The following is a 12051-nucleotide window of genomic DNA, read 5'->3' on the forward strand; positions in this document are numbered from 1 at the left end:
CTGCTGACAATCTTTTTGGCTTGGGTCGATGAGCGACCCCAACCGGAAGCCGGGCAAGTTCTCCGTAATTATCCACCTCGGTGACGGCGGCGAAGTTCGGCACCAACGACTTCGAGGATGGTGCGTAAGGTGCCATCGTTTGTCAGGCGTATTGTGTCGATGATGGTTCGAACGAGAGATTCGCGCTCGACTTCTCATAGAAGACGGTAGCCGTCTGCGATCTTCTTCTAGACGACGGCTAGCCGAAGCGATCGCTCACCTCTGCTATTCATTGCCTCAAGAAACTGAGCTTGGAAGGACGACCAACACCCGGTCGCAGGCAAACCGAAAAATATCGTATCGAAATTTCGCCACACACATAGATTAAATGAATTATTTCATCAAAGAATAATAATAACTTTATTAAACCGATACTTTATTGTAGAATGTAAATATATCATCACAAACAGGGATAAGTTTTATTTCTAATCATATTTCTTATCTGGAAGCCCAAGCGACTAGCGCCAGCATCTTTAACGCCATGTCGGCCTATCCAGCCGACGAGGCTTCTGGGTGGAACCAATCAACGCGTCACTCATGATCCGCGCCGGAACGCCGGCGACCAGTGCCCAGGGCGGCACATCACGCGTGACCACAGCGCCGGCGGCGACCATTGATCCCTCACCGAGCGTGATGCCACAGAGAATCGTCGCATTGGAGCCGATCGAAGCCTGCCGCGCGACCAGCGTCAGTTCCATTATCCAATCGTTAGCACCGGACAGCGCGCCCGCGCCTTTCGTCGCACGCGGCCAAAAATCGTTCGTGAATAAAACTCCGTGGCCGACGAAGACCTCATCATTTATCGTCACTCCGGCACAGATGAAGGCGTGAGTCGAGATCTTGCAGCGCGCACCGACACTGACGCCCGCCTGGATCTCGACAAAAGGGCCGATCTGTGTGCCGTCTCCGATCTCGCAACCGTAGAGGTTGACCAGATCGGGGTGGGAGACGTGCACACCATTACCAAGCTTGACATCGCTGCGAATAGGCATCTGCTCGTTCCATGGCGCGGTCCCGACGAAGGCCGACCCTATTGCCGCACGACTGGTGCTGAGTGTTCGAAGATTCAGGAATTCGAGCGCGAACTCGAACTGACATGATCCCAAAGCTTGGAATCAAAATCGACGAGCCTGATACGCGAGCAGCAACTCGCATAAGGCGTCTCGACCACCCGAAACCGGATGCGCAATGTTGAGTTTGTGTGAAATATTGGCCGATCTACCTGCCCAGGCGATAGCTCATTTCCTGCATGAAAGTGATCAAAAATCACGCTACATTAGACTTGCAATGCCTCATCGGAATGGATGAAGCCGTGTCTAGATTGAATTCATCAAAGTTTTAGCCTTACAACGCCTATATTAATCAGATATAAATTCATATTGCTACTTCGAAACACAGAGACCGAGAGCATCACGGAATTTAAGCAAGTTTTTTGTCGCGACATTCGATTGCCATGCCGTATAAATCATCCAAATCAAAATACAGACTAGATATGACGCCTTTTTATCAGACATAAAGTAGAGGCAAAGCGATCTCTACCTGTATTCCCGGTGAAAAACCCGGCTCAAGACATGGCCTGGCCCCACGGAAACGACTGGATCCAAGGATATCGGGCCGCACCTGGGCGGCGAGGGCAGTGCTTTTGCAGCTACGCTCATCGCCGCATCGGCTGCCCCGTTGACGCCGGCACTCCGGGTCACGAATGCGACTTGGGTTCGATTAGTCGCGCCAAGCTTCCTCATGATATTGCGCATATGAACCTTCACTGTGCTTTCGCTCATGTGAAGGTCGTATGCAATCAACTTGTTTGGCTGCCCTCGCTGCAAGCATTTGATAACATCGAGCTCCCGCACGGTGAACACGTTCGTATCAGGTTCATTTCCAAGCGAGGTTTCATCTGAGCCAATAGCGTTGAACGCATCCGTACTTCCGGCGCATGAAGTCCAATGGTGAATCAAATCACTCGGGACATAGATTCCGCCGACCATTGCTAGACGAATTGCTGCTACGATTGTCTGTATGCCAGCGCTTGGAAGAAGATAGCCGCTAATACCGCATCTTATAGCAGAATCAGCAACTTCAATACTATTGCAATCAGACATTATAACGACATTATAGCTCGAAAAATTCAATTTCAATTGCGTTATTATGTTACAAATGACGTCTGCGCTATCTGAGTCTACAGGCACACGAAGGAGCAATATTCCCCTTTCACTGCTGGGAACCTCCTCAAGTGCGGCGTAGCTTTCTACGGTACATTCATCAAGCACCGCGCCTAGCATGTATGCGAGACTTTCGCGTCGCGCAGGCTGATCGATCACGATACAGAGCCGTTGATGACGGTCCTCGACAGCGAAATCATCGCCATGTTGGGCGGCGCCAGGTGTCGATTCTTTAGAGCTGTCTGAACGGATCTGATTATTATTCGCAATCATTCGCATAAAGACCTCCCCTCAATATTTGAAGCGACATTTGATGGAAGAGATTAAATACTTACTTTTTGACGGTATAAATTTAAATTTTCACAAAGTTTAAGAAAATACTTTCTAGTTATATTTTTTGCCTTTGAGGTACTGTTTCAAGGATGCCTTTGTCAGCCTGCGCTGCCACCATGCCCCGCCCTGTGACAAAATCACGCCACATCCTTGTATTGCAGAGGTTGACAAGTTGTCAATTGATTCTGACGAGTCGTTAACATCTAAATCTTCCGATGAAACTTGCGGATTACGTGAGCGCCTATCATCGGTTGTGCATTAACAAGGTTTAAATTAATTCTTTGTGATTAGTCAGTGCTCCCGCCGTCTGAAAGCAAGAGGTGTCTTTCAGGGAGCAGCACACGTAGCGCATCGTCTCCCACAATGGGCTTACCCCTGAGAAATGGTTCTCTCTTAGGTATGGCTGTGCGCCATTATGTTTATGTCGTCATAAGACGAAGAAGCGTATCGCTCAGAAGTTCGTCGTTGAAACGTGCGCAGTTGATATCATGTCTTAGTAAATCTAATATTGCCAAAAATTGCCTTAATCGACACGCAGTTAATTGCTGGTTACATCTGACGTTCTTTTCACACGGCGACCTGAAGGGTGGCCATATTAGTGGACTCTAGTCGTCGTATTTAGAGGCAAATCTACTACAATGAACGATCTCCGACTGGACTTCTGAGTAACCGACCTCGAAGAGTGCGGCTGCCGGACCCTAAGTGCAGAGCCAAAGCAATTCCACTGCACGGTCACCTCACGCTCAGCGACCTTCACCCCGGCGTCGGTGATTGCGACCGCGGCTGCACTCCTCGATGAAGCGCCACACCGTCTAAAGGGGTACGCGTGATATTTCGAACCGTTGCGGCGCCCTTGCGGTGGTAGGCCTCGCGTCCTCCGCGTGCAGGAACAAGGGTTCGTCGCCATCAAGTCGACGCCCTGAACATGTCGTCCTCCGTGCGTTCGATTATTACCATGAGGACAAGTCGCGTTTCGCACTTTGCTCAGGTCTGTCGTCAAAAAAGTGACCCTTGCTGATGCGACGATTATCAACGGCGCCAAGATCGCGTCGTCCCATCCAACTGACAAGCGTCTGCACAAAAGACCAACGTGGCGCTTCATGAGGTGGGCGGCTCCAGATGACTTTTTCTCGCGAGCGACATGAAGTCCGAGACAGGGCTCGATGCGACAATGGCGAAACGCCGGTCCCATCAGGAGTTCGCTCCTTGAGAGAGGTTTAGTCAACGGAGAACGGCTAAGCGGCGCTGACCGACCGAAATCTGCCCGGACTGAGAAACTGCTAAGTTGTTCACCTCTGCGTTCCCTTCCGTGGACGAGCTTTTAGAGCGCCGAAAAGCGCTGAAGCGTCTGACGAAGTCGCCAGTATTCAGGGGGTAGCAGTACCTGGCACGGCACTGAAGACTCCCCACGCGCAGCCGCGACATCAATACCAGCGGACGCATTGTAGCTCTCAGTGAAAGCAGGTGAAGCAAGTGCGCTAATAGCATGCAGCGAGAGCGGAGGGGCAACCCGTTCCAACCCATTTCCTTGCGGCGGCATCGCAGAAGAGCGCTGGCTAGCTGGAGGGATACACGACTATCCAGCACGAGCCGGGGGGAAGCCAGTCTCGATCCCGGTAAAAACTTGTAACCCGTCATGATCGATCATCAGACGGACACCCATCCACTGATCATTAAGGACGATCGCCCTCGCGTATGAACGAACCCCGAGATCGAAAGTATGTCGGTAGTCGGACATATAGATTTACGCAAGGTGACACAGTTCTCAATCAATGCACTCCTTGCTGAGGTGAAGGCATGCGCAGCGGCAAAAAATATTTAAAGTATCAATTCACAGTTGGGGCGAAAGCCAGCAATCAGGCGCAGATAGCTGTTGTACGAGCAAAGCGCCGGCAAAAGAAATTTTATTTCCGACATAGGAAAAATTAGTAAGTATCTAATCATTTGTTAACCATCCTCTGCGCGCAGAGCATGCCTCGATCGGGTCAATTAGGCGCTTCGCCCATCTTGTAAATGTAATATAGTCGCTGCCGCAATCCGAAAGCGCATTATGTTGCGATGCAAAATAAGCATATCGCAACGCACAAAAAACATGGTTCTATCTCACCCATCGGCCGGCGACCCAGCCGGACTAGCCTGGAGAACCACCGTGCGTCCTAATCAAGCTTTTGCCTTAATCATCCTCATTTCCATGTCGATCATGTCTACTTCGGCCCTAGCTGGTGACCCGGTTCATCTCACGCCTCCCCTCTACCGGGAGCAGGCGCGTGAGACTCAGAAAACGCGCAGTCTGAGCGATCTGACCACAACGCCTCAACCTGTTGCTATCGCGGGGACACTGATTGAACCTCGTTCCGCTCAGGTGAATGACGACGTCGTAGCGACAGGCTCCTTCTAACGGGCCGGGCTGGATGACGTCTTCCGCCCCCCTTTCGGCGAGCCTCGTAGCGGACTGCTTTCCAGAGATTTAAGCTCGTTGGCGGAACGCTCCTCGTCTCTAAGCGCGAACAATTTTTGCATCAACTTTTCTGATGATCGGATCGATCGCCACAATTTCTTCCGTCGAGTAGGTGTGGGCAAGGTTGGTTGATGACAATTATGCCCGCGCCGATTGACGGCCCGTCGCCGGACAAAGCCAGACGGCGATCGAAGCCTTGTTCTCACGCGGCGCCACAGGATCGCAGGAAGCTCAACAGTATAGCTTTCAATTCACGACATGCGATGAACACATTCTAAGTAGATTGAGCAACTGAATTCTTGTTCGGAGTGCTCATGATATATCGGTTCGCCTCATTCAGCCTCGCTTGCTGTTCTCTCGTCCTGCCCGCGTGGGCTTCGCCCTTGCACAGTGGTTCAGATCTCGACACGCTGATCACGCAGCATGCGCAGGCGAACGGTATCCCAGAGGGGCTGGTGCATCGTGTCGTGCAACGAGAAAGCCGCTACAATGCACGAGCTACGAGCCGAGGAAATTACGGCTTGATGCAGATCAGGCACGGCACAGCCCGTGGCATGGGCTATAGCGGGTCAGCGTCAGGTCTGCTCGATGCCAACACCAATTTGACCTACGCAGTCCCCTATCTCGCAGCCGCCTATCGTGTAGCAGGTGGCAATCAGAACCAAGCGATCTTGCTCTACGCGCGCGGCTTTTACCAACAGGCGAAGCGCAGGGACCTCAACGCTCGTCGTGCAATCGCTCAAGTCGCTCGACCCAACACGCAACAGCAGGCTGATCAGTTGATCGCTCGAGTCCAGCTACCTTCGCTCTAACGATCCTGATCTGACACCTTTCACTCACGCCCCTTATCCGACCTGCTCAACAAGGTTCGGGACGGAGTTGGCGCTGCCGATGAGGTAGTTGCGGAGATCCGCGCCTTCAGCCGTGACAAGGACGCCAAAACGCAGCCGCTCAACGTTAGAAGGCGGATCCGTATCGGTCCTCGATAAGCGTATGGCCGATCGATATCATACGAAAACGCTGACGCCTCAGCGGAGAACAAAAGGGTGATCTGGTTCTGAATTCCCTCTCAGCATCTTTATCGGAAGGTAGTTTTATTTGAGGGCTAACCCATTGAATAAAGATCGATTCCGGTCGGGCTCGAACCAACGTCTTGTTGCCTAGAAGTAGCTAAATCCGTGTGTCTCTGCAGCTGGAACGGGTGAATGAGGCGCCACGGTAGTCAACGAAAAAGCCGCTCAACAAGTTTTTTTCGTCGGATACCACAACATGCAGAGGCATGTTCAAGCGTCTTTTTTTTAACAGTACGCGCAACTGCAATCGAAAGAAAAAACCGAGGTGGGGCGCAACGCCTCGATCAGCCTGGGTGCAGCGCGCTGGTTTAGACCATTCCCGGACCTTCATGGGGTAGTTGCGGCTGTTCACCCGGTGCCGGAAACGGACGTAGACCTGCAATCTGTTCCTGGCTTTGAAAGAAGCAGCAGGCTTGTGCCTGTCGCATTTCCGGCTGCACGATAATTGTTTTGCACACGACCCGCGAGGATTGAACGGTTTTCACGCCGTCAACGTTTCTATTCCCTGCCGACTTGCGAACCGTGGCTGGCACGAGGATCCGATGAGACACTGGATGCCGATGGTGCGAGCCCCGCGAGACGGTCGATGGATCATCGCGCTCAATCGTGAAGACCGAGATCGGCGCGCCATCATTCGGTGGGATCCCGAGCGGTTTCCTTGGGACCCAGAAGGCCTTGGTGACACTAAGCCATGGCATATGGCGCTCTGCGACTGCAGCTATCCGGACGAAGCGTTCACGGACTGGATCCATTTCCCGGATTGTCAGCAACTTATCGAGTCTGAGACCGTGGTCCTGGAAGGAGCGGCATCATGATCACCGATTCATCGGAGGTTTTCACTCTCCACGTCGAGCGGTGCCGAACCAGTCATGGACGCTTCAACTGGATTGTTCGTAGCGAACACCAGGTCCTGCGCCGGTGCCTGTATTCAGCCTCTACAGTACGTGAAGCTCATTCGCAGGGTCAGACAGCGTTGCAAGAATTGATAGCGTTATGGCGCGATAGCCGATAGCTGAAATTCGCGTTAAGTTAAGTAATATAGCTTCTGCATCCACCATCTCTTCGCCTAAGGCCGCTAATGAAAATTGGTCGGGTTTATGATTCTGTGCAGCTACGCTTTGAATCTGTAAGCTTCTGCCATTTTTTAGGGACCCATTAATAGCAAGGCCTGCCCGTTTGCTACGCAGAGCTGCGTCGGCTACCTGATCGCCGGTAAGGACTTGCCGCGAGTCATTGATTGTGATGCGTTTGGAACGTTCCTCTTGAGAACCGATGCGACGCTATCGGCAACACTCATGAGGTCTGATGAGACATCAGGCCGCCCGAGTAAGCGAGAACCGGCGGCAATGATCGAGGTAACCGACCTCGTGGGTTCCTGCCAATGCGACGACGCTGGACCAGAGCCATGACGGCGCTTCGAGATCGGACGCATGATGCTTCGAAACTTCGCGGCGCCAGGCTTCACGTGTTTGTTCGTCCATCTGACGGCCGTGCGCCTTCCCAACCACGTAGGCAAGATAGTGGGCTGAGAGCACCGCTTCCTCCCGGGTGAATTGGTCGATTTCGATTTTCAGGTCCTGTGGCAGCAACTCTCGCATGACAACGGACTTACCAAGGACTTGAGCTGCAACCATGCGTTCGCCGAGATTCGGCGAAAGCGCGCGCGCACCAGCGACCACGCGCTCGCCATTGTCGGCCGACGCCTGCTTGCCGGGGGCCCAGGGCACGACCGACGCAACCGCCTCTTTGAGGTCAACAAGGGCAAGCTTTTTCTTTTCCTTGGCGCCGTTGATTTCTAGGAGAACCGCATACCGAAGGAATCCTAGGGAACTGCAACCCTTCATCCAGTAGGCGGCATCAATCAGGCTGACCTCGTAGCCGGCCCTTCGACCGTTGAGGGCGAGGATCAGATCGCGAACAGGTAGTTCCCGAAACAGAGCGGTTAGGGCATTGTGCTCATCTTCGCTCAAAGCCCAGAACTTCTGCCCTAGCGGAATGGTCGGCTTCACGTCATCAAGACGTTCTCGTGCCATATGCTCCCATTTACGCGCAAAAGCGCGATCGCGGACGACTTTGACGACATCGGGCTGAGGCGGAGGGGCACTGTCATGTGCCGGGTCGAGGCCCTGTACGTAACCACGGACCAAATGCTCGATGATTAGCGCCGTGACTACACCCGGTAGATCAGATCCGCGCGCCGCGGTCGCGAGCGACAGGCCGAGACGGATCAAGTCAAATGCGGGATTGCCTATCACCGTCTGGTCGAGATCACGGATCTGAATCGCAATCCGGCCATCTGCGTCGGCAAGCGGTCCGAGATTGCCGATATGACAATCACCGCAGATCCAGATTGCCGGCCCCTCCGGGAATCCGCCTGGGTGTCCGTCAAGCCATTCGTAGAATTTCGCTGTGTTGCCCCGTACATAGGCATGAGCGGACTTGGCCATCTTGAGTGTGCGATGCCGCTCCAAAACAGCTGCGCGCTGGTCCGGTCCAAAGGTTGGTGATCGACCCACGTCCTGCCCTCTTGTCGATAGCGTCAACGGATGAAAATTGACACTTGGACGTATCTAGATCGAGCAGCGGGCCTGACAGTGCGACGGATGGATCATTCGCCGTGCCGGAGCGGGTTTGCCGGTGGTCAGTCTCGTCGGATCGCCGGGTCGGTCATCGTTTCTTGCCATTGCGTGGCCCGCTGACGACCGGAGTGTTGTCGCGGTTCTCTTTGAGGAGTTTGCGCCAGCGTGTCAGGCGCTCAGGGTCCAGCGATCCTTCGGCGACGGCGGCCTGCACCGCGCAGCCGGGCTCGTGGGCGTGCGTGCAGTCGCGAAACCGGCACGAGGGCGCAAGCTCGGTGACCTCAGCGAACAAGGTCTCGATCCCCTCCGCGGCGTCGCTCACGTGCAGCGTGCGCATCCCCGGCGTGTCGATGACCCAGCCGCCGCCGGCAATGGCGTGCAGGGACCGCGATGTCGTGGTGTGGCGTCCTTTGGCGTCGTGCTCGCGAATGCCGCCGGTCTCCTGGAGCCGCTCCTGACCCGGACCGGCCAGCGTGTTGACCAGGGTTGACTTGCCGACCCCGGAGGAGCCAACCAGCGCAACGGTCTGCCCAGCGCCGCACCAGGGGCCCAAGGCGCTCGCGGCGTCCGGATGGCGGGGATTGAGGGTCACCACGGCGAGCCCACGCTGCAACTCAGCAGCCTGGCGCCGATAGGCAACAGCATCGTCTGCCGTGTCGGCTTTGGTGAGCAGGATGACGGGCTTTGTGCCGCCCTGGTTGGCCAGCGCCAGATAGCGTTCGAGTCGAGCCGGATTAAAATCCGCGTTGCAGGAGGTGACGACGAACAGGGTGTCGACATTGGCCGCGGCGGGCTGAAGAGTCTTGCTGCCCTCAACGCGCCGCTCCAGCACAGTCCGACGGTTGAGGCGGCGGTGCAGGGTCTCAGTTTCCGGATCGACGAGCACCCAATCGCCCACGGCGAATTCACCAGTGTTGGTGTGAACCGGAAGCACCAGCTTGATGAGCCCGGTAGGAGCCAAGGCTGTCAGGCGAGAACGGTGAACCGTGGCGATCCGGCAAGCCGTAAGTGCAGCCTCGTTAGGCTCACATTGATCCTCGAAGAAATCGGACCATCCCAAGCTGCCAGGCGACAGGAGATTGGGGCCAGCGGCTTGTTCTGTCACGGGTCCGTCCTTTGGTACGGCAGCGCCGTCATGGACAGGCGGGGGTTGGATCGGCGGGCAGCATAGGGGAGCACGGTGCTCTCAATCCTTCGCCCAGCGCGCCTTGAGCGTCTCGTCCTTCTTTGCGTCGTCGTAGATTGCCTGGACCTCACGAATGGTGAGATGGTCTCGGCTCCAATTGGTCTCCAGAGTGTTGGTTGGCGTGAAAGCGCTGTGCGAGGAGCCGCCGAAGCCGTTGAAGACTGCGAGGGTCTCCTCCGCAGTCGGGTAGTCCACGCGATATGAGGGGGCGAGCCTGCTCGGTCCCCCAGCACTTTTGCCCGCCACGCCGATTCGCACGAAGGCGTCGCCGTGATGCTTCTGGCAGAAGCGCATGTTGCCGAGGAGGCGGCGTAGATACTCCTCCGGTTCGGCAAGATCCCTCACGACGTCGACGAGGGTCGCGTTTGAGGCAAGACGCTTTCGGATCATGCTGCCTCGGACGCGGAGCGCGGCGGCTCGCTCCTACAACCGCTTTCCGTCAGCGTTCGAGTGGAGCCCCAGGGCGAAGGGACTGGCGGATGCTGCATCATGCAGATCGAGCCTTCGCCGCCTCTTCAGCCGCCACGGCCTCGACGGCCGCGATCGCGTTCTCAAGCTCCGAGATACGTCGCAAGGTACTGTCGGCAGGTAGGCGATCGGATTGCGCCGCCTCCATGATGAGGTCGCGTTGGCGCACCTTGAGGCGTTCCAGGAGGCTATCGAGATTAGGCATAGCTCCGCAGTATCGAACAGGATGCTCGGCGGCAATATCCAGACACCCGAGAGTGACGCTCGTTCCGTCAAAGACTCGTCGTCCGTTCTCTCCGTTGCCTTCAAGCGCTGCTCGATCGGTTTGACCGGACAGGTCAAGGCAGATGCTCTGCATTTGTTCTTATCGCAGTTGCGCGTCGCGGTAAGAGGTCCGCGGGTGGCCGAGCAGCGGGTTGCGGAGGCGGCCAAGCTGGTTTCCCTTGGCTACGTAAGGCCGTCTGCTGGAGATCCGCGCCCGACATGAAGCGGCTCCGCGATCGGCGCTCGCGCAAGGTAGATCTCACCTAGTCCGTCTACAGACGGAGCGGGGGACACGACGTGAAGCGGATGCGCGGGGCTTTGCCGAGCATGCCGACTTCAGGCTTTCACAGGCCGGGCCTGCATAATCGCAGCGAGCACGAAGGGGCGCTTCATCATCGGTCCGGCATTGCCTCCGTTAACGAAATCGTTAGCTCCGGGGTGCCGCCGGACCGCCTTTCCAAGATCGAGGCGATAGCCCTCCCTGAAAACAAAGGATGGCGTCATCGCGTTCGCCAGGAAGGCTTCGACTGCTGCGGTGACCTCATCATCGCCAATGAGATTTGCCTCGCATAGGGAGGCCGTCGTGAGCTTCTCGATCATCAGCCACGGATAGAGCAGGGCGAGCGGTTGCCGCAATAGGTTCGGGAGCACCTTGATCTGCACCGATTTCTCATTGCACCCTAGCCCGATGTGCAACCTCTACAGTCTGGTCACGCCGCAAGCGGAGATCCGAGCAGCCTTTGGCGTGGACGCCGGCGCGGACCACACCGGCAACCTCCCGCCGCTGCCGGGCATCTTCCCTGACCAGCGTGCGCCGATCGTCCGCATCGAGCGCATCCACCGCGTGATGGAGATGTTCCGCTGGGGTATTCCCGGCCCTAAGCAGTTTGGCGAGCACCCGGTCACCAACGTGCGCAACGTGGCCAGCCCGCACTGGCGGCCATGGTTGAAGCCGGCCTATCGCTGCCTCGTCCCGGTGTCCTCCTTTTCGGAATACGCAGACACCAAGCCAAAAAAGACGCCGGTGTGGTTCGCTCTCGACGAAGAACGGCCGCTCTTTGCATTCGCCGGCATCTGGCGGCCCTGGACGGGTGTCAGGGGCACCAAGGCCGAGAACCCGGATCGGGTCGATGAAGAGCACCGGCTGTTCTCGTTCCTCACCACAGAGGCGAATGGCGTGGTCGGCTCGGTTCACCCGAAGGCGATGCCGGTGCTGCTCACCACGCCAGAGGAATGGCGGACTTGGCTGGAGGCGCCGACAGAGGAAGCGTTGACTCTGCAGCGTTCCTTGCCGAACGCGAAGATGCAGGAAGTGGCGCGCGGCGCGCGGCGGGATCCGGCTTGACGACGCTGATACCTGAACGGAACGTCCACCTGATATTGCCGATCAAGGCATAGAACGATGAAGGTATTGGTCTGCCCCCGTTAGGTGGCCCGGTTCAAATCTAATGCATTGCAAGCTTGTCGACCAAGCTTGAGGTGGCCGGCG

General features: G+C 56.1%; 9 protein-coding genes. 2 read left to right on the forward strand and 7 right to left on the reverse strand.

Annotated elements, in window-relative coordinates:
* Window positions 1-512: 512 nt before the first annotated feature.
* Together K2Y56_RS19955 and K2Y56_RS19960 are read right to left on the reverse strand one after the other, a co-directional pair.
* The gene (locus K2Y56_RS19955; RefSeq protein WP_292511645.1) at window positions 513-1031 is read right to left on the reverse strand and encodes an acyltransferase; all 519 of its coding nucleotides are present in this window, start codon (window positions 1029-1031) and stop codon (window positions 513-515) included.
* A gap of 543 nt (window positions 1032-1574) precedes the next feature.
* A complete protein-coding gene (locus K2Y56_RS19960) occupies window positions 1575-2474 on the reverse strand; it encodes a response regulator transcription factor (protein WP_292511647.1) in 900 nt (299 codons plus the stop codon).
* A 2832-nt stretch (window positions 2475-5306) separates the two neighbouring features.
* Between K2Y56_RS19960 and K2Y56_RS19965 the strand changes: the two genes are divergently transcribed.
* The gene (locus K2Y56_RS19965; protein WP_292511650.1) at window positions 5307-5804 is read left to right on the forward strand and encodes a lytic transglycosylase domain-containing protein; all 498 of its coding nucleotides are present in this window, start codon (window positions 5307-5309) and stop codon (window positions 5802-5804) included.
* Between the two features lie 1574 nt (window positions 5805-7378).
* Here K2Y56_RS19965 and K2Y56_RS19970 read toward each other — a convergent pair.
* The 5 genes from K2Y56_RS19970 to K2Y56_RS19990 all read right to left on the reverse strand — a co-directional run bounded on the left by K2Y56_RS19970 (window position 7379) and on the right by K2Y56_RS19990 (window position 11225).
* A complete protein-coding gene (locus tag K2Y56_RS19970; protein WP_292511653.1) occupies window positions 7379-8581 on the reverse strand; it encodes a DUF2252 family protein in 1203 nt (400 codons plus the stop codon).
* 151 nt (window positions 8582-8732) lie between these two features.
* Window positions 8733-9749 carry a ribosome small subunit-dependent GTPase A gene (rsgA, locus tag K2Y56_RS19975; protein ID WP_292511656.1) on the reverse strand — a complete coding sequence of 339 codons (1017 nt, stop codon included), beginning with the start codon at window positions 9747-9749 and terminating at the stop codon, window positions 8733-8735.
* Window positions 9750-9830: 81 nt separating this feature from the next.
* Window positions 9831-10220 carry a hypothetical protein gene (locus tag K2Y56_RS19980; protein ID WP_292511660.1) on the reverse strand — a complete coding sequence of 130 codons (390 nt, stop codon included), beginning with the start codon at window positions 10218-10220 and terminating at the stop codon, window positions 9831-9833.
* Window positions 10221-10317: 97 nt separating this feature from the next.
* Window positions 10318-10656, reverse strand: a complete 339-nt coding sequence (locus tag K2Y56_RS19985; protein ID WP_292511663.1) for a hypothetical protein — start codon at window positions 10654-10656, stop codon at window positions 10318-10320.
* Window positions 10657-10898: 242 nt separating this feature from the next.
* Window positions 10899-11225 carry a hypothetical protein gene (locus tag K2Y56_RS19990; protein ID WP_292511666.1) on the reverse strand — a complete coding sequence of 109 codons (327 nt, stop codon included), beginning with the start codon at window positions 11223-11225 and terminating at the stop codon, window positions 10899-10901.
* A gap of 25 nt (window positions 11226-11250) precedes the next feature.
* On the opposite strand from K2Y56_RS19990, the gene K2Y56_RS19995 reads away from it, so the two are divergent.
* Window positions 11251-11907 carry an SOS response-associated peptidase family protein gene (locus tag K2Y56_RS19995; protein WP_292511669.1) on the forward strand — a complete coding sequence of 219 codons (657 nt, stop codon included), beginning with the start codon at window positions 11251-11253 and terminating at the stop codon, window positions 11905-11907.
* Window positions 11908-12051: the final 144 nt, after the last annotated feature.

Origin of the sequence: Methylobacterium sp. (assembly GCF_019745455.1) — a bacterium.
Lineage (GTDB): Bacteria > Pseudomonadota > Alphaproteobacteria > Rhizobiales > Beijerinckiaceae > Methylobacterium.

What these genes read in the sequence shown, in the direction of transcription:
- K2Y56_RS19960 (WP_292511647.1), bottom strand. Translation starts at nt 2,474, where the DNA reads ATGATTGCGAATAATAATCAGATCCGTTCAGACAGCTCTAAAGAATCG.
- K2Y56_RS19955 (WP_292511645.1), bottom strand. Translation starts at nt 1,031, where the DNA reads ATGCCTATTCGCAGCGATGTCAAGCTTGGTAATGGTGTGCACGTCTCC.
- K2Y56_RS19965 (WP_292511650.1), top strand. Translation starts at nt 5,307, where the DNA reads ATGATATATCGGTTCGCCTCATTCAGCCTCGCTTGCTGTTCTCTCGTC.
- K2Y56_RS19985 (WP_292511663.1), bottom strand. Translation starts at nt 10,656, where the DNA reads ATGCAGAGCATCTGCCTTGACCTGTCCGGTCAAACCGATCGAGCAGCG.
- K2Y56_RS19980 (WP_292511660.1), bottom strand. Translation starts at nt 10,220, where the DNA reads ATGATCCGAAAGCGTCTTGCCTCAAACGCGACCCTCGTCGACGTCGTG.
- K2Y56_RS19995 (WP_292511669.1), top strand. Translation starts at nt 11,251, where the DNA reads ATGTGCAACCTCTACAGTCTGGTCACGCCGCAAGCGGAGATCCGAGCA.